This window comes from Lutibaculum baratangense AMV1 (assembly GCF_000496075.1).
GTDB lineage: Bacteria > Pseudomonadota > Alphaproteobacteria > Rhizobiales > Tepidamorphaceae > Lutibaculum > Lutibaculum baratangense.
In genome coordinates this window covers 26,928-42,841 of sequence record NZ_AWXZ01000015.1, presented here as the reverse complement: position 1 = coordinate 42,841, position 15,914 = coordinate 26,928, and the positions used below count along the sequence as shown (strand labels likewise).

18 protein-coding genes are annotated in these 15,914 nt (G+C 70.3%); 4 read left to right on the top strand and 14 right to left on the bottom strand.

Annotated elements, in window-relative coordinates; genetic code table 11:
- The first annotated feature begins 13 nt into the window (after positions 1 to 13).
- The 3 genes from atpD to tenA all read left to right on the top strand — a co-directional run bounded on the left by atpD (position 14) and on the right by tenA (position 2,661).
- Positions 14 to 1,456 carry a F0F1 ATP synthase subunit beta gene (gene atpD / locus N177_RS21290; protein ID WP_023431026.1) on the top strand — a complete coding sequence of 481 codons (1,443 nt, stop codon included), beginning with the start codon at positions 14 to 16 and terminating at the stop codon, positions 1,454 to 1,456.
- Positions 1,457 to 1,474: 18 nt separating this feature from the next.
- Positions 1,475 to 1,891, top strand: coding sequence for a F0F1 ATP synthase subunit epsilon (locus N177_RS04345; protein ID WP_023431025.1), 417 nt, complete (start codon positions 1,475 to 1,477; stop codon positions 1,889 to 1,891).
- Between the two features lie 101 nt (positions 1,892 to 1,992).
- Entirely contained in the window at positions 1,993 to 2,661 is a 669-nt protein-coding gene (gene tenA / locus N177_RS04340; protein ID WP_023431024.1) for a thiaminase II, read from the top strand.
- Positions 2,662 to 2,667: 6 nt separating this feature from the next.
- Here tenA and N177_RS04335 read toward each other — a convergent pair whose 3' ends face one another.
- The 11 genes from N177_RS04335 to N177_RS04285 all read right to left on the bottom strand — a co-directional run bounded on the left by N177_RS04335 (position 2,668) and on the right by N177_RS04285 (position 13,199).
- The gene (locus tag N177_RS04335) at positions 2,668 to 2,973 is read right to left on the bottom strand and encodes a DUF6665 family protein (RefSeq protein ID WP_023431023.1); all 306 of its coding nucleotides are present in this window, start codon (positions 2,971 to 2,973) and stop codon (positions 2,668 to 2,670) included.
- Between the two features lie 95 nt (positions 2,974 to 3,068).
- The gene (glcF, locus tag N177_RS04330; protein ID WP_023431022.1) at positions 3,069 to 4,415 is read right to left on the bottom strand and encodes a glycolate oxidase subunit GlcF; all 1,347 of its coding nucleotides are present in this window, start codon (positions 4,413 to 4,415) and stop codon (positions 3,069 to 3,071) included.
- A gap of 19 nt (positions 4,416 to 4,434) precedes the next feature.
- Entirely contained in the window at positions 4,435 to 5,634 is a 1,200-nt protein-coding gene (glcE, locus tag N177_RS04325; protein ID WP_023431021.1) for a glycolate oxidase subunit GlcE, read from the bottom strand.
- Complete coding sequence (locus N177_RS04320; protein WP_023431020.1) at positions 5,631 to 7,064, bottom strand: FAD-binding oxidoreductase; 1,434 nt, start codon at positions 7,062 to 7,064, stop codon at positions 5,631 to 5,633. Before N177_RS04320 ends, glcE begins: the two co-directional genes overlap by 4 nt.
- A 171-nt stretch (positions 7,065 to 7,235) precedes the next feature.
- Positions 7,236 to 9,701, bottom strand: a complete 2,466-nt coding sequence (locus N177_RS04315) for a TIGR02302 family protein (protein ID WP_023431019.1) — start codon at positions 9,699 to 9,701, stop codon at positions 7,236 to 7,238.
- Between the two features lie 109 nt (positions 9,702 to 9,810).
- Positions 9,811 to 11,085: a diaminopimelate decarboxylase gene (gene lysA, locus N177_RS04310; RefSeq protein WP_023431018.1), complete on the bottom strand. Its 1,275-nt coding sequence runs from the start codon at positions 11,083 to 11,085 to the stop codon at positions 9,811 to 9,813.
- A gap of 69 nt (positions 11,086 to 11,154) precedes the next feature.
- Entirely contained in the window at positions 11,155 to 11,376 is a 222-nt protein-coding gene (lptM, locus tag N177_RS04305; protein WP_023431017.1) for an LPS translocon maturation chaperone LptM, read from the bottom strand.
- An 85-nt stretch (positions 11,377 to 11,461) separates the two neighbouring features.
- A complete protein-coding gene (locus N177_RS04300) occupies positions 11,462 to 11,899 on the bottom strand; it encodes a metallopeptidase family protein (protein WP_023431016.1) in 438 nt (145 codons plus the stop codon).
- A gap of 1 nt (position 11,900) precedes the next feature.
- On the bottom strand, positions 11,901 to 12,491 hold the full coding sequence (locus N177_RS20455; RefSeq protein ID WP_023431015.1) for a DUF4893 domain-containing protein: 591 nt from the start codon (positions 12,489 to 12,491) through the stop codon (positions 11,901 to 11,903).
- A 7-nt stretch (positions 12,492 to 12,498) separates the two neighbouring features.
- Positions 12,499 to 12,753 carry a hypothetical protein gene (locus tag N177_RS04290; RefSeq protein WP_023431014.1) on the bottom strand — a complete coding sequence of 85 codons (255 nt, stop codon included), beginning with the start codon at positions 12,751 to 12,753 and terminating at the stop codon, positions 12,499 to 12,501.
- The gene (locus N177_RS04285; protein WP_023431013.1) at positions 12,750 to 13,199 is read right to left on the bottom strand and encodes a GFA family protein; all 450 of its coding nucleotides are present in this window, start codon (positions 13,197 to 13,199) and stop codon (positions 12,750 to 12,752) included. Before N177_RS04285 ends, N177_RS04290 begins: the two co-directional genes overlap by 4 nt.
- A 138-nt stretch (positions 13,200 to 13,337) precedes the next feature.
- Between N177_RS04285 and N177_RS04280 the strand changes: the two genes are divergently transcribed.
- Positions 13,338 to 13,592 carry a DUF3072 domain-containing protein gene (locus N177_RS04280; protein WP_023431012.1) on the top strand — a complete coding sequence of 85 codons (255 nt, stop codon included), beginning with the start codon at positions 13,338 to 13,340 and terminating at the stop codon, positions 13,590 to 13,592.
- 37 nt (positions 13,593 to 13,629) lie between these two features.
- Here the strand turns inward: N177_RS04280 and N177_RS04275 are convergent, their stop codons facing one another.
- From N177_RS04275 to N177_RS21580, 3 genes are all read right to left on the bottom strand, one after another.
- Positions 13,630 to 13,995, bottom strand: a complete 366-nt coding sequence (locus N177_RS04275) for a hypothetical protein (RefSeq protein WP_152527835.1) — start codon at positions 13,993 to 13,995, stop codon at positions 13,630 to 13,632.
- A 206-nt stretch (positions 13,996 to 14,201) separates the two neighbouring features.
- Positions 14,202 to 15,608: a 3-isopropylmalate dehydratase large subunit gene (gene leuC / locus N177_RS04270; protein WP_023431010.1), complete on the bottom strand. Its 1,407-nt coding sequence runs from the start codon at positions 15,606 to 15,608 to the stop codon at positions 14,202 to 14,204.
- Between the two features lie 91 nt (positions 15,609 to 15,699).
- On the bottom strand, positions 15,700 to 15,858 hold the full coding sequence (locus N177_RS21580; RefSeq protein ID WP_023431009.1) for a hypothetical protein: 159 nt from the start codon (positions 15,856 to 15,858) through the stop codon (positions 15,700 to 15,702).
- Between the last annotated feature and the right edge of the window lie 56 nt (positions 15,859 to 15,914).

Genomic DNA, 15,914 nt, shown 5'->3' with positions numbered 1-15,914 from the left:
AGGGTAGACGAAGATGGCAGCCACCTCCCTCAGCACCGAAAGCCGCACGGTCGGCCGCATCGCCCAGGTGACGGGCGCCGTCGTCGACGTGACGTTCGACGACCACCTGCCGGAGATCCAGAACGCTCTGGAGACCGACAACCACGGCAACCGCCTCGTCCTCGAGGTGGCGCAGCATCTGGGCGAGAACACCGTCCGCACGATCGCGATGGACGCGACCGAGGGCCTCGTGCGTGGCCAGGAGGTGCGCGACACCGGCTCGCCCATCATGGTGCCGGTCGGTGAAGAGACGCTCGGCCGCATCATGAACGTGATCGGCGAGGTCGTGGACGAGGGCGAGCCGCTCAAGACCACCGCCCGCCGCGCGATCCATCAGCCGGCCCCCTCCTACACCGAGCAGTCGACGGAGTCGGAGATCCTCGTCACCGGCATCAAGGTCGTGGACCTCCTCGCTCCCTACGCGAAGGGCGGCAAGATCGGCCTGTTCGGCGGCGCCGGCGTCGGCAAGACCGTGCTGATCATGGAGCTCATCAACAACGTCGCGAAGGCGCATGGCGGCTACTCCGTCTTCGCCGGCGTCGGCGAGCGGACCCGCGAGGGCAACGATCTCTACCACGAGATGATCGACTCCGGCGTGAACAAGCACGGCGGCGGCGAGGGCTCGAAGGCCGCGCTCGTCTATGGCCAGATGAACGAGCCGCCCGGCGCCCGCGCCCGCGTCGCGCTCTCGGGCCTGACGGTCGCCGAGCACTTCCGCGACCAGGGCCAGGACGTCCTGTTCTTCGTCGACAACATCTTCCGCTTCACGCAGGCGGGCTCCGAGGTGTCGGCGCTTCTCGGCCGCATCCCGTCGGCGGTCGGCTACCAGCCGACGCTCGCGACCGACATGGGCGCCCTGCAGGAGCGCATCACCACCACCACCAAGGGCTCGATCACCTCGGTTCAGGCGATCTACGTGCCGGCGGACGACCTGACGGACCCGGCGCCCGCGACCTCCTTCGCGCATCTCGACGCGACGACGGTGCTCTCGCGCTCGATCGCGGAGAAGGGCATCTACCCGGCCGTCGACCCGCTCGACTCCACCTCGCGCATGCTCTCCGCCGACATCGTCGGCGAGGAGCACTACGACGTCGCCCGCCGCGTGCAGGAGACGCTGCAGCGCTACAAGGCGCTGCAGGACATCATCGCGATCCTGGGCATGGACGAGCTCTCGGAAGAGGACAAGCTCACCGTCGCCCGCGCGCGCAAGATCGAGCGCTTCCTGTCGCAGCCCTTCTTCGTCGCCGAGGTCTTCACCGGCTCGCCCGGCAAGCTCGTCGACCTCGCCGACACGATCAAGGGCTTCAAGGGCCTCGTGAACGGCGACTACGACCACCTCCCCGAGGCCGCCTTCTACATGGTCGGCACCATCGAGGAGGCGATCGAGAAGGGCCAGCGCATGGCCGAGGCGGCCTGAGCGAAGGCTTGAGAGAAGATGGCCGATAACTTCCACTTCGAACTCGTCGCGCCGGAGCGGCTCCTCCTCTCGGAGGAGGTCGAGCAGGTCGACGTGCCCGGCACCGAGGGCGACTTCGGCGTGCTCGCGAACCACATGCCGCTCGTCTCGACGTTGAGGCCCGGCGTCCTCGTCGTGCGCGAGAACGGCCAGGCGAAGCACGAGATCTTCGTGCGCGGCGGCTTCGCGGAGGTCCGGCCGAACAAGCTGATCATCCTCGCCGAGCAGGCGATCCCGGTCTCCGAGATCGACCAGGCGGAGATCGACCGGCAGATCCGCGACGCCGAGGAAGACGTGCAGGACGCGCCGGAGGGCGAGGCCAGGGTGAAGGCCGAGCAGCATCTCGCGCAGCTGCGCGAGGTGAACGACGTGCTCCGGACCAACGGCCACGTCTGACCGCGACGAAACGCCGCGAAAGCCGGTTTGACAGCCGCCCCCAGGGGCGGCTGTTCTCGTTTCCGGGCCACGATTGTCGGGGATTCGGAGGAAGGGATGGGATGACCAGGTTCAGCGAGGCGGCGTGGGCGGCGAATGCCGGCCTCTACGAGACGATCCGGACCATGGGCTTCAACGAGGAGCTGGCGGCGGGGACGCTGAAGCTCGGAGCCTTCAAGCACTACATGGTGCAGGACGCGCACTATCTCGAGGCGTTCGGCCGCGGCCTCGCCGTCGCTGCCGCGAAGGCCGACACGGCTGACGCGATCGTCCAGTTCTCCGAGGCCGCGAAGGTCGCGATCATCGTCGAGCGCGAGCTTCACGAGGAGTTCTTCCAGAAATTCGGCCTCGGCCAGGAAGAGTTTCAGGCGACGCCGCTGTCCCCGGCCTGCCACCATTACACGAGCTTCCTGCTCGCGACGTGCTGGGCCGAGCCCTACCCGGTCGCGCTCGCGGCGCTCCTGCCCTGCTTCTGGATCTATGCCGAAATCGGCAAGGACATCCACGCCCGCGCCGCGAAGGACAATCCCTACCAGGCCTGGATCGACACCTATGCGGGCGAGGAGTTCCACGAGGCGGTGCGCGCCGTGATCGCGACGACGGACGAGGTGGCGAGCCGGCAAACGGAGGAGACGGTGGCGAAGATGCACCTCGCCTTCAAGCGCGCGACCCAGCTCGAGTGGATGTTCTGGGAGGGCGCGCACCAGGAGCGCGACTGGTCGGTCGGCTGACGCTCGTCACGCGCCGAGCCGCCGCAGCACGGCGTCCGGGATGCCCATCTCGCGGACCACGAGCCGGTGGTCGCGCATGCCGCAGAGCTCGCGCTGGATGAAGAAGGCCCAGACCTCGCGCGCCGCGAGCGTCAGGGCCTCCGGCCGCTCCTCTTCTCCCGCCACTTCGAGGCGATTCAGCGCCGCCTCGACCTTGCGCCCGTGATGGCCGAGCGAGGAGGCGGTCTCCGCCTGGATCTCCGCCTCGACGAGCGACATGCCGGTGTCGGGGTTGACGACCTTGGCGAGGGACTTTGGCGGGCGGACGGCCATGCAGAGCATCCGACGAGGGGTGGGTCAACCACAGCTGGGTCTTGCAATCCTGCCGCGCAAGGGACAGCGGCCTGGCCGGCCCCTTCCGTCGCGGCTCACTCTGCGGCCGCGGCCGGGGCGTGGCGGACGGGCGGCAGCCGCCCGTCCAGCGCCGCCGGCACGGGACCGCCCTGCGCCCAGTCGAGAAGCTCGACCGTGTGCACGATGGGAATCCTCGTGCCGCCGCCGATCTGCGCCATGCAGCCGATATTGCCGGTGGCGATCACGTCGGGCGCGACCTTTTCGATGTTCCTGACCTTCCGGTCGCGTAAGCGGCCCGCGAGCTCCGGCTGGAGGAGATTGTACGTGCCGGCCGAGCCGCAGCATATATGCCCCTCCGGCACGTCGCGCACCTCGAAGCCAGCCTGGCGCAGAAGCATCTTCGGCTCCTCGCGGATCTGCTGGCCGTGCTGCATCGAGCAGGCCGAGTGGTAGGCGACGGCGAGGTCGGCCGACGCCTGCGCCGCCGGGAGATCGAGGCCGGCGAGATATTCGCTCACGTCCCGTGCGAGCGCCGAGACCCGCTCCGCCTTCTCCGCATAGGCGGGATCCTCCCGCATCATGAACCCGTAATCCTTGATCGTCGTCCCGCAGCCCGAGGCGGTGATGACGATCGCGTCGAGCCCCTCGCCCTCGATCTCGCGGGTCCAGACGTCGATGTCGTTCTTCGCGAAGGCGACCGCCTCGTCCTCCCGGCCCATGTGGTGGACGAGCGCCCCGCAGCAGCCCTCCCCCTTCGGCAGGATGACCTCGATGCCGGCGCGATTCATGATGCGGATCGCCGCCTCGTTGATGTGAGGGGCGAGCACCGGCTGTGCGCAGCCCGTGAGCACGGCGACGCGGCCGCGCTTCCTGCCCTGCGCCTCGAAGATCGCCGGCCGCCTCTCGCTGCGGCGCGGCGGCAGCGAGGACGGCGCCATCTCGACCATCGCGGCGAGCCGGCGCAGCGGCCTCGCCCGCTTCAGAACCGGCAGCGACAGCCGGCCCAGAAGGCCCGCGGCGATCGCCGCCCGGAAGCGGCCGGGATAGGGCAGGATCCGCGCCAGCGCCTCGCGCAGGTAACGGTCGTGCCACGGCCTCCTGTAGGTGCGCTCGATATGGGCGCGGCCGTGGTCGACGAGGTGCATGTAATGGACGCCCGACGGGCACGTCGTCATGCAGGAGAGGCACGACAGGCAGCGGTCGATGTGGCGCACGATCTCCGGGCTCGCCGGCCGGTCGTTCTCGAACATCTCCTTCATCAGGTAGATGCGGCCGCGGGGGCTGTCGAGCTCGTCGCCGAGCTCGAGATAGGTCGGGCAGGTCGCGGTGCAGAAGCCGCAATGGACGCAGGTGCGCAGGATCTTCTCCGACGCCGCCATCTGCGGGTCCTGAAGCTGCTCCGGGGTGAAATTCGTCTGCATCTTCGGTCTTGTCGTCTCGTCAGAGGCCGGCGTGCATGCGGCCGGGATTGAGGATGCCGGCGGGGTCGAAGGCCGCCTTCAGGCCGCGGTTGAGCCGCATCAGCGTCTCGGGCAGCGGCTGGAACGTGTCGATCCGCGCGCGCAGCTCCGCCGGTCCGCGCTGGAGCGTCGCGTGAGCGCCCTGCCCCGGCAGTGCGCCGCGAATGGCCGCCGCGCCCGCGTCCCCCGCCGGATCCGTCTCGAGCCAGACGAGCGCGCCACCCCAGTCGTAGACATGGCGGCGGACGAGGCCCTCGGGCAGAGAGCCGACGAAGGCGGCCGCAGCGGTCGAAGGCAGCGAAGCGCGCCACAGCGCGGTCTCCGCCCCCGACAGGAACGGTGCCACCTCGCGCACGTCGCGCCACAGGCTCCGGCTCTTCTCGTCGCGCAGCTCGGCCGGTCGTCCGAATGCCTTCAGCGCCTGCGCCAGCATCGTGCCGCGATGCTTCATCTGGCCCGGGAAGCCTTCGATGCGGACGATCGTGCGGGCCGCGCGGTCGCCCTCCGCCGGCAGGTGAGCCGCCCCCGTCGCCTCGTAGGGGCTGCGCAGGGCGGCGGAGAGGCAGGCGACCGCGCGGGCGTCGTCCAGCTCCTCGAACTGGAGCGTCAGCTCCGTCTCCGTCTTCGGCAGGACCTTGAACGTCACCTCGGTCAGGACCCCGAGGGTGCCCAGCGCACCGGCCTGCAGCTTCGCGAGGTCGTAGCCGGTCACGTTCTTCATCACCCGGCCGCCCGAGCGGATGAGTTCGCCCTTCCCGTTCACGAAGGCGACGCCGATGAGGGAATCCCGCGCCGCCCCCGAATGCACGCGGGCGGGGCCGGAGAGGTTCATCGCGGCGAGCGCGCCGACGGTCGGTTCGCCGGCGCTGCCGTAGAGGCTGTCGAGGCGCGGCGGCTCGAAGACGAGCCTCTGGTTCTCCGCCTCGAGCGCCGCCTCGACCTCGGCCACCGGCGTGCCGGCGCGGGCGGAGATCACCATCTCGCTCGGCTCGTAGAGCGTGATGCCCGTCAGAAGCTCCGTCGAAAGGGACGCCTGCGTCTGCGCCGGGCGGCCGTAGCCGCGCTTCGTGCCGCCGCCGACGATCTCGAGCGGCTGCGCGCCCGCCGCCGCCTCGCGCACGATCGCCGCGACCTCCGCCGCGTCGCCCGGCCGATGGCTCTCGGCGCGCGGATCGCTCACGCCGCGTCCCTGACGTCGAGCGGGAAGACCTTCGCGGGGTTCAGGAGCCATTGCGGATCGAACAGGTCCTTGATGGCGACCTGCTGCCTCAGATCCTCCTCCGTGAACTGCTCGCGCATCAGGTCGCGCTTCTCGACGCCCACGCCATGCTCGCCGGTGAGGCAGCCGCCGACCTCGACGCAGAGCTTCAGCACCTCCGCGCCCGCGACTTCCGCCCGGTGCAGCTGGTCGGGATCGTTGATGTCGTAGAGGATGAGCGGGTGCAAATTGCCGTCGCCGGCATGGAAGATGTTGGCGACGCCGAGCCCGTGGCTCTCGCAGATCTCGGAGATGCGCACGAGCACCTCCGGTAGCCTCGTCGTCGGGATGGTGCCGTCCATGCAGACATAATCGGAGATGCGGCCCATCGCGCCGAAGGCCGACTTGCGGCCCTTCCAGATCGCCGCCGCCTCGGCGGGCGTCTTCGCCTCGCGCACATGGACGACGCCCGCGTCCTTCGCGACCCTCGTGATCTTCGCGATCTGCTCGTCGATCTCGCCCGGGGCGCCCTCGACCTCGACGATCAGCATCGCGCCGACGTCGAGCGGGTAGCCGGCCTGCGCGAAGTCCTCGCAGATCCTGATCGCCGGCTCGTCCATGAACTCGATCGCCACCGGCACGAGGCCCGAGGCGATGATCTTCGCCACGCACGCTCCCGCGTCGCTGCTCGTGGGGAAGCCCAGGAGAACGGGCCTCGCGCCTTCCGCCTTCGGCAGGATCCTGAGCGTCGCCTCGGTCGTGATGGCGAACTGCCCCTCGGAGCCGATCATCAGGCCGAGGAGGTCGTAGCCCGCCATGTCGAGCCCCTGGCCGCCGAGCTCGATCACCGTTCCATCCATCAGGACGCAGGTCATGCCGAGCACGTTGTTCGTCGTGACCCCGTATTTCAGGCAGTGCGCGCCGCCGGAATTCATCGCGAGATTGCCCGCGATCGTGCAGGCGAGCTGGCTCGAGGGGTCGGGCGCGTAGAAGAAGCCGAGGTGATCGACGGCGCCCGTGACCGCCAGATTTGTTATGCCGGTCTCGACGCGGACGGTGCGCGTGTCGAGGTCGATGTCGAGCACCTTCGACATGCGCGAGACGCCCACCACCACCGCGTCCGCCTCCGGCAGCGAGCCGCCGCAGAGCGAGGTGCCGGCGCCGCGGCCGATCACCTTCACCCCCTCCTCGTGCAGGAAGGTGAGGACGCGGCTCACCTCCTCCGTCGTCGCCGGCAGCACGACGGCGAGCGGCACCTGGCGATAGGCCGTCAGACCGTCCGTCTCGTAGGGGCGCAGCTCGTCCTCAGCGCTGATGACCCAGCGCTCGCCGACGATGCGGGCGAGCCCCGCGACGATCTCGTCGCGGCGCGCGATGACGCGCGGGTTCGCGTCCGGCATGCGAAGCGACATCGGTCTCTCCTCCCCGCTCGGGCCTTCGCGGGCCCAAGTCCTTGTCCTCGGTCGCGATTTTGGCAGCTTCGGCGGAACGAAGAAAGTCCCCCGCGCGGCAGCGGGCGCGCGCCGTCCCTCACATCGGAGCGCGATGCCCGTCGAACGGCGGGCCGCGAGCGGCGGCGCCCCTCAGAAGCGCTCGAGCAGGCGCTCCAGATAGTCGCGCTCGATCATCGGGCGCATCGGCTCGGACAGCCGCCGCCGCAACTCCTCGAGGATCTGCCGGGCCCGCGCGGCGTCCATCTCCTCCGGCACCTCGACGCCTTCGCCGAAATCGGGACCCTCCGTGCGCAGCGGCCGGCCGAGCGGATCGGCGCGCCCGCGCCCCTGACCCGTCGGCTCTCCGGCCATGCCGGGGCCGCCCTGGCCCTGCTGCATCTGGTCCTGCATCGACTGGGCACCGCGGCGCAGGCTCTCGAGCGCCCGGCCCTGCTGCGACAGGGCCGGGCCGGACTGGCCCTGGCCGAGCTCGTCGGCAGCCTGCCCCATCGCCTCGCCCGCCTCGCCGAGCGACTGGCCGGGCTGCCCCTGCCCCTGCTGCTGGCCTTCCTGCCCTTCCTGGCCCTCCCCCTGCTGGCCCATCTGGCCGAGCTGCTCCATCATCTGGCGCAGCTGCTCCTGCAGGGCCCGCTGCGCCTCGCTCAGCTCGCCCATGCGGCCCTCCTGGCCGCCCTCCTGGTTCTCGCCGCGTCGCTGCGCGTCGAACGTGTCGTCCATGAGCCGCTGCTGGCGCTGGATCATCTCGCCCAGCTGGTTCATCATCTCGCCCATCTGCTGCTGCTGCGGGCTCTGCATCATGCGGCCGGCCTGCAGGTTGTTCAGCATGTTCTGGAGCTGGTTCAGCATCTGCTGCGCCATCTCGCGCGAGCCCTGCTTCGCCATTTCCTCCATCTGGTCGAGCATGCGGTTCAGATCCTGCTGGCTCAGCATCTGCGCGTTCGGATCCATCGGCATGGGCGGCATGTTCTGCGCCTGCATCGCGAGCTCGCGCATGAACTCGTTCAGCGCCTGGCGCAGCTCGTTCATGAGCTGCTCGATCTCGGCGTCGGAGGCGTCGTTCTCCAGCGCCTGGGCGAGACGCTCCTGGGCCCGCCGCAGCGCCTCGGAGGCGAGGGACAGGTCGCCGTCCTCCTGGCGCAGCGCCACCTCCCAGAGCTGGTCGACGACGGAGAGCAGCGTCTCGTCGTTGGCGCGCGGGTCCTCGAGCCGCCAGTAGGCGGAGCGCAGGCCGAGATAGACGCGGGTGTCGGAGATATGCCGCTCGGGCTCGAGGGTCAGTGCGTCGATCGCATAGGCGACGTCGCGCCGGGCGGTGCGGTCGAGCGCGAGGTTGCGACGCTGCTCGACGATCGCGCGCGCCAGCGGGTCGCGGAACGGACGCTGCGGCAGCGTCACCTCTTTCGTCTCGCTCCGCCCCTCCTGCCCGGCGGCATCCGTCGCGGCGAGCGTGAGATCGACCTCCGCCCCCGCCCACGGGTGCGACGTCAGGTCCCGCATGGTCTGGGCGCTGCCTTCCCGCCCCTGGGACCGCGGCAGGACGAGCGGCATGTCGGGCGCCGGGACGAGCGCGTTCTCGCTCGCGAAGCTCTCGTCCTGCGGCACGATCTCGGCGCGGCCGGAGACGACGCCGTAATCGTCCGCCATCGTGTAGGCGAGTTGCAGCGCCCCGCTCGGCGCCTGCCCGGGATCGCGGGCGAAGGCGACGCTCGGCGGCTCGTCGGGGATGACGGTTATCGGCCAGCGCGCCGCCTCGGCCCCCTCCATCGTCACGACGAACTCGGCGGAGGCGTCGAGCGAGGTCTTGAGGCCGGCGGACGCGACGTCGGCCTCGCCCGGATCGACCGGCTCGCCGTCGCGGATGACCGCGAGGTCCTGTCCGCTCGAGCGCACCGTCAGCACCGACCCCTCCGGCACGGCGAGCTCGCGCGCCCGGCCCGGCGCGTCACCCGTCAGCATGATCGGCGGTCGCCTGGTGTAATTCGGCGGCGAGATCCAGGCGTCGAGGCGCGCGGCGAGAGCGGGCTCGGTCACCACGGGAGCGCCGGGATCGGCGGCCGAGACGAGGCGGTTGCGCCAGTCTGGCCCGGCCCAGAAGAAGGAGACGACGAGAAGGAGCAGCACCGCCGCCCGCAGCGCGAACGGATCAAGCTCGGCGCGCCGCGGCTCGGGCGAGCCGGCCGAGAGGCGGCCGAGCTGCGCCGACATGCGGGCCTGGTGCGCCCGCCACAGGCGGTCCGCGTCGGGGCTCGAGGCGCCCGTCGGACGGTCGTTCAGCGCGTCGAGCGGCCGGTGGGCGAGCTTCGAGCGGGTCTCGACCCGGTGCCGCGCCTCCGTCTCGCCGGGCCAGCGCAGGCGCCGGAGCGGCAGGAGCGTGACGATCAGCGCGAGGGGGAACAGGGAGAGACCAACGTAGCCCGCCCAGCGGGGCAAGGCGAGCCAGAGCCCGAACCACGAGACGATCAGGAACAGCGCGACGACGACGCCCGGCCAGAGGAGATCACGCCAGGCACGCTCGAACATCATGGCCACGCGGGCGCGGCCGATCGCCCGGCCGATGCGGCGGTCGAGCGGGCCGTGGGCGGGGTCGGTGGTCATCAAGGCTTTCCTTCGCGGCCCCGGAAGCGTTCCGCGCGGACGAGGCGCGCAGAGGAACAATCAGGGAAAGTCTAGCGAAGTTCACGGTGGCGGCGAAAGGTGGCCGTATTCAGGCCTTCGTGAGCCAGGGCGGCAGGCGGTCGAGCCCGATCAGCTCCTCGTAGCTCGGCCGCGGCCTGACAACATGGAATTCCGCCCCGTTGACGAGGACCTCGGGCACGAGGAGACGCGAGTTGTAGGTCGTCGCCTGCACGGCCCCGTACGCGCCGGCCGACATCACCGCCAGGAGCTCCCCCGGACGGGCCTCGGGCAGTGCCCGGTCGAGCGCCAGATAGTCGCCCGTCTCGCACACCGGCCCGACGACGTCGACCTTGCGCGACGTCCGCGCCGGCTCGTGCTCGTCGACGGGCAGGATCTCGTGATACGCCTCGTAGAGCGTCGGCCGCACGAGGTCGTTCATCGCGGCATCGACGATCAGGAAGGTCTTCGAGCCGCCCTCCTTCACGTAGAGGACCGAGGTGACGAGTATGCCGGCATTGCCGGCGATCAGGCGGCCGGGCTCGATCACGAGCCGGCAACCGAGCCCCTCGAGGTGGCGCCTCGCGACGGCCGCATAGTCGGACGGCACCGGCGGCGCGGCCAAGCCCTGGCGGTAGGGGATGCCGAGGCCGCCGCCGAGGTCGACATGCTCGATGCGGAGCCCGTCCGACCGCAGGGTGCCGATCAGCTCCGCCAGCCGGCGGAAGGCCTGGTCGTAGGGCTCGAGCTCGGTGATCTGGCTGCCGATGTGCATGTCGATGCCGACGGCCGAGATGCCCGGCAGCTGCGCCGCCCGCGCGTAGACCTCGCGCACGCGGTCCCACGCGATGCCGAACTTGTTCTCGGCCTTCCCGGTCGAGATCTTCGCGTGGGTGCGCGCGTCGACGTCGGGGTTCACGCGCAGAGAGACCGGCGCCGTGCGGCCCATCGAGACGGCGACCGCCGAGAGGCGCTCGAGCTCGGGCTCGGACTCGACGTTGAAGCAGAGGATCTCCTGCTCGAGCGCGTAGGCCATCTCGGCGGCGGTCTTGCCGACGCCCGAGAAGACGATGCGCTCGCCCGGCACGCCGGCGGCCCGGGCGCGCCGGAGCTCTCCCTCCGAGACGACGTCCATGCCGGCGCCGAGCTCGGCGAGCGTCCTCAGCACCGCCTGGTTCGAGTTCGCCTTCATCGCGTAGCACAGGAGCGTCGGCGTGGCGGCGAAGGCCTCGGCGAAGACCCGGTAGTGACGCCGCAGCGTCGCGGTCGAGTAGCAGTAGAACGGCGTGCCCACCGCCTTCGCGATCTCCGCGATGGCGACGTCCTCCGCGTGCATGTGGCCGTCGCGATAGTCGAAATGGTGCATCAATCGAGCCTTCGGCGTCAGTCGTTCACCGTTCTCGTCGCCCGGCGGGCCGGGCGGAATGTCGGGCCGCTAGAGGAGGAGCCCGTCGAGGACGAAGGGCCGCGACGGCCGCTGGCCGTCCGGCGGCGGCACCGGCCGCTCCTCGTAGACGCGGACGTCCTCGGGGTTCGCCTGCGGCGGCGGCTCGAGATCGCCCTTCCTGCCGCAAGCCGTGAGGCCGAGGCACAGGGCCAAGAGGCCGACGGCCGCCAGGCGCGGCAGTCCCGGAACGCGTCCCCAATCCCTGTTCATGTCCCCTCGGGCGGCAGCGGTTGAACGTCGCCTGCTGCCTAGCAGAAAACGGCGCGGGGCGGAACGCTTCACGAGCGCTGCCCGGTCACGCCCCCTCCTCCCGCGCCGCCTCGTCCTCGAGGCCGTACATGTCGTCGTCGGAGAGGCCGAAATGGTGGCCGATCTCGTGGATCAGCACGTGGGCGACGAGGTCCTCGAGCGTCTCCTCGTAGTCCTGCCAGTAGGCGACGATCGGCTTGCGGTAGAGCGTGACTATGTTCGGCATCGTGCCCGTCGGCAATTCGCCCGCATGCGCGAGGCCGACGCCCTCGAAGAGGCCCAGTATGTCGTAGGAACTGTCGAGCTCCATCTCGCGCATCACGTCGTCGTCGGGGAAGTCCACGACGCGGATCACGACGTTGCCGCACATGTCGCGGAAGTCCTGCGGAATTCGTTCCCAGGCCTCCAGGGCCATCGCGTGGAACTCTTCCGTCGTCGGCATGCGGCCGCGGGGAAAGTCGCGCCCCTGGTGGATCTCCGCCATCTCAGCGCGCCCGCACGAGCTCGAGCACGTCGAAGTCGCTCTCGAACTGCGGCTCGGGCATGCCGAGCCACAGGCGGTCGCGCCCGACCCGGGAGAGGATGCCGACCGTGTTCCGCTCCGAGTTGGCGTCGTAGGCGATCGGGTCCTCCCGCGCATAGTGGTCCGCGCCGACATAGCCCCAGCGCGAGCCGTCGAGCGAGACGAGACGCCCGGAGGTGCGCTGCGAGCCGGACAGCTTCTGCAGGCTCAACCCGCCGGTGACGCGCTCGATGCGGCAGTCGAAGAAGCCGTAGGCGACGAGCGGCAGGTTGCCGCCGATCTTGATCGTGCGGCAGCGCCAGTCGCCGATCAGGCCCTCGGCGGAGGTCGGCTGGGCCTCGCCCCCGATCGCCTGCTGCAGCGTCTCGATGTCCTCGAAGGCGCCCGCCTTCACCGCCTGGATCAGCGCCTGCCCCAGCGCCTCGTCGAAACGGGCGATGCGCGCCTCGTCGGCCTCGTTCATCAGCTCGGTGAATTCGGGCGCGACCTCCTGGGCGGCCGCCGGACAGGCGAGCAGCAGGCTCGCGAGGATCATCGTGGCGAAGCGTCTCATCGTGCCTCTAGAGATAGGTGGCGGCGAGGTAGATCACGAGGCCTGCCAGCAGCACGACCGACAGGGCGCGGCCGATGCGCCGCCCCCACACCTCGATCCTGTCGTCCTGATCGGCCTCCGCCGCCGTCATGTGCCGGCGCGCGCGCTCGGCGTGGTGGGCGAGCTGGCTCGAGCCCAGGAGCTCTCCGCCGGAGCCGAGCTCGTCGAGCCGCCTGAGCGCGGCCTTCCGTTCGCGGTCGGGGTCGTGGCGCCGGGCGTTCACCTGGCGTCGCGCTCCTCGGCGCGTCTCTTCGCCTCGAGGAACTCCGGGTCCTCGTCCGTGCGCTGGCGCGGCAGATCGTCCGTGATCCTGAGCCAGACGACCCAGGATTCCACGCCCCAGTGAAGGGCCGGCGGCACGGAGGAAGGATCGTCGAGCGTGCCCATCGTGAGGCCGACGGCGTCCGGTTCGTGCGCATAGGCCATGGTGAGGCTCGATCCGCATACGGGGCAGAAGCCGCGCGTCGCGAAGCCGCTCGAGGCGTGCTCCCTGACCTCGCCCGTCATGCGCAGGCCCGAGCGCGGCACGGTGAAGAAGCCCATGAAGGCCGAGCCGGACTGGCGCTGGCACATGCGGCAGTGGCAGGTCGCGGAGCTCTGTGGCTCCGCCGTCACCTCGTAGCGCACCGCGCCGCACAGACAGCCGCCGGTCAGGGGAAGTGTCGTCATCTCGCCTCCGTCGGCGTTTCCCGCCGGCCGAAGGGTAGGATCCCGTGAGGCGCGCGGCAAGGTCGGCCACGCGGAACCCGCCATGCCTCGAGGCCGTTCATCGGGCGAGGAACATTTACAGAACGCGAGGAGAGATCGATGGGCCGATCCGAGACGGACGACCGGCACGAGACGCATGGGCACAACCCGAAGGCGGACCCGGCGCCACAGACGAACACGGAGAAGGACCCGGAGGACTGGGTCTCCGGCGGCGAGCCCATGACCGGCGCACAGGCCTCCTACCTGAAGACGCTGAGCGAGGAGGCCGACGATCCCGACGCCTTCAGCGAGGATCTGACGAAGGCCGAAGCCTCGGAGCGGATCGACGAACTGAAAAGACGGCTCGGCCGCTGATCGGGCCGGGCGGCAGGTCGGCCGCCCGCTCGCCCCGTCAGCGGTTCATGCCTGGAACGTAGTCGTAGATGCGCTGGGCGAAGCCGCGCCTGTCTTCCGTCGCCGCCGCGGCCTCGGCCGCCCGGCGATCGGCGAGCTCCGCCTCGAGCCGTTCCACGCGGTCCTTCAGGAAATCGATCTCGCGCTTCATGTCGACCCGCTCCTCCTCCGCGATGCGGCAGTTCCAGCCGCCCTGCTGCAGGTCGCAGAGGTCGAACGCGCCAGTCTCCGTGTCGAGACGGACGATCTTCTCGTTGACGTCCATGAGCTGGTAGCGGCCTCCCTCGGCGAGAGGGTGCGCCGTCTGGGCGTGGGCTGCCGTGAGTCCCGCGAGAAGAGCGGCGGGCAGGATGATGGCACGCATGTTCATGCTCCCGGCTTTTTGCGCTTTCATCCACTCCCTGCCGGGCGGGAGCGGCGGAAATGGGGCCCTCAGGAGGCGCTTTCGTCACGAAGAGGAGAGCTGGGAGCTTACGGGAGAGGGTGTGACATCGATGCAAGCTCATCCCGAAACGACGGCGGCCGGGGATGCCCCGGCCGCCCGTGACGTCTCTTGGTCCGGCCGAGCCTCTAGCGCCACTCGCGCACGTCGACGAAGTGGCCGGCGATCGCGGCGGCGGCCGCCATCTGCGGCGAGACGAGGTGCGTGCGGCCCTTGAAGCCCTGCCGCCCCTCGAAGTTGCGGTTCGAGGTCGAGGCGCAGCGCTCGCCGGGCTTGAGCTTGTCGGCATTCATCGCGAGGCACATCGAGCAGCCGGGCTCGCGCCACAGGAAGCCCGCCTCCTTGAAGATCCTGTCCAGCCCCTCGGCCTCGGCCTGGGCCTTCACGAGGCCGGAGCCGGGCACGACCCACGCCTCGATCGCCTCGTGGACCTTGCGGCCCTCGACGATCTTCGAGGCGGCCCTGAGGTCTTCGATGCGCGAGTTCGTGCAGGACCCGATGAAGACGCGCTCGGGGCGGATGTCGGTGATCTTCGTGCCGGGCGTGAGGCCCATGTACTCGAGCGCCCGCTTCTTCGCGAGGCGCCTGTTCTCGTCCCGGATCTCGTCGGGATCGGGCACGACGCCCGTCACCGAGATCACGTCTTCGGGGCTCGTTCCCCAGGTGACGATCGGCGGCAGCGCGCCGCCGTCGAGGCGGATCTCGGTGTCGAAATGCGCGCCCTCGTCGGAGCGCAGCGTGTCCCAGTAGGCGCGGGCCATGTCCCAGGCCATGCCCTTGGGGGCGCGCGGGCGGTCCTTGATGTAGGCGTAGGTCTTCTCGTCCGGCGCCACCATGCCGGCGCGCGCGCCGCCCTCGATCGACATGTTGCAGACCGTCATCCGGCCTTCCATCGACATGTCGCGGAAGACCTCCCCGGCATACTCGATCACGTGGCCGGTGCCGCCGGCGGTGCCGATCTGGCCGATGATGGCGAGGATCACGTCCTTCGCCGTGACGCCCTCCGGCAGCTTGCCGTCGACCGTCACGCGCATGTTCTTCGCCTTGCGCTGGATCAGCGTCTGGGTGGCGAGCACGTGCTCGACCTCGGAGGTGCCGATGCCGTGCGCGAGCGCGCCGAAGGCGCCGTGCGTCGAGGTGTGGCTGTCGCCGCAGACGATCGTCGTGCCGGGCAACGTGAAGCCCTGCTCGGGCCCGATCACGTGGACGATGCCCTGCCGGACGTCGTGCTCGCTGTAGTACTCGATGCCGAAGTCGCGGGCGTTCCGCGCCAGCGCCTCGATCTGGGTCGCGCTCTCGGGGTCCGGGTTGGGGATCGAGCGGTCGGTCGTCGGCACGTTGTGGTCGACGACCGCCAGCGTCTTCTCCGGCGCACGGACCTTGCGGCCGGCCAGGCGTAGGCCCTCGAAGGCCTGCGGGCTCGTCACCTCGTGCACGAGGTGGCGGTCGATATAGAGCAGGCAGGTGCCGTCCGGCTGCTGGTCGACGACGTGGTCGTCCCAGATCTTGTCGTAGAGGGTGCGTGGGGCGCTCATGATGATGTCCGTTCGAAAATGGCGTCTGAGGAGGGTATTCGGGTCTCGGCGCGGTCAGGCGCGGCCGCCCCCAAAGGGGGAGCCTGGAGGATCAGACGCCTCGAAGCGTGCCGTCGGCGGCTCGCATCGCCGGATGGAAGCGCCACGGCAGCAGCGCGTGATCGTCGAGCGGGCCCGGCAGGATCCGGCCGAGCGGGCGGTCGCCGTCCCGGTGCCGGAACGGCGCGGTGCGCAGCGACGAGGGCTTCATCCTTACTGTCATGTCCGGGAAAATAGTCGCGATGCGCGCCCGCTGCAACAAGTCAG

Coding starts and splice junctions, on each gene's coding strand:
- atpD (WP_023431026.1), top strand. CDS start 14: ATGGCAGCCACCTCCCTCAGCACCGAAAGCCGCACGGTCGGCCGCATC.
- lysA (WP_023431018.1), bottom strand. CDS start 11,085: ATGCACCATTTCGACTATCGCGACGGCCACATGCACGCGGAGGACGTC.
- N177_RS04285 (WP_023431013.1), bottom strand. CDS start 13,199: ATGACGACACTTCCCCTGACCGGCGGCTGTCTGTGCGGCGCGGTGCGC.
- N177_RS04280 (WP_023431012.1), top strand. CDS start 13,338: ATGGGCCGATCCGAGACGGACGACCGGCACGAGACGCATGGGCACAAC.
- lptM (WP_023431017.1), bottom strand. CDS start 11,376: ATGAACAGGGATTGGGGACGCGTTCCGGGACTGCCGCGCCTGGCGGCC.
- N177_RS20455 (WP_023431015.1), bottom strand. CDS start 12,491: ATGAGACGCTTCGCCACGATGATCCTCGCGAGCCTGCTGCTCGCCTGT.
- N177_RS04320 (WP_023431020.1), bottom strand. CDS start 7,064: ATGTCGCTTCGCATGCCGGACGCGAACCCGCGCGTCATCGCGCGCCGC.
- N177_RS04335 (WP_023431023.1), bottom strand. CDS start 2,973: ATGGCCGTCCGCCCGCCAAAGTCCCTCGCCAAGGTCGTCAACCCCGAC.
- N177_RS04300 (WP_023431016.1), bottom strand. CDS start 11,899: ATGGCGGAGATCCACCAGGGGCGCGACTTTCCCCGCGGCCGCATGCCG.
- N177_RS04345 (WP_023431025.1), top strand. CDS start 1,475: ATGGCCGATAACTTCCACTTCGAACTCGTCGCGCCGGAGCGGCTCCTC.
- N177_RS21580 (WP_023431009.1), bottom strand. CDS start 15,858: ATGAAGCCCTCGTCGCTGCGCACCGCGCCGTTCCGGCACCGGGACGGC.
- leuC (WP_023431010.1), bottom strand. CDS start 15,608: ATGAGCGCCCCACGCACCCTCTACGACAAGATCTGGGACGACCACGTC.
- tenA (WP_023431024.1), top strand. CDS start 1,993: ATGACCAGGTTCAGCGAGGCGGCGTGGGCGGCGAATGCCGGCCTCTAC.
- N177_RS04315 (WP_023431019.1), bottom strand. CDS start 9,701: ATGACCACCGACCCCGCCCACGGCCCGCTCGACCGCCGCATCGGCCGG.
- glcF (WP_023431022.1), bottom strand. CDS start 4,415: ATGCAGACGAATTTCACCCCGGAGCAGCTTCAGGACCCGCAGATGGCG.
- N177_RS04275 (WP_152527835.1), bottom strand. CDS start 13,995: ATGCGTGCCATCATCCTGCCCGCCGCTCTTCTCGCGGGACTCACGGCA.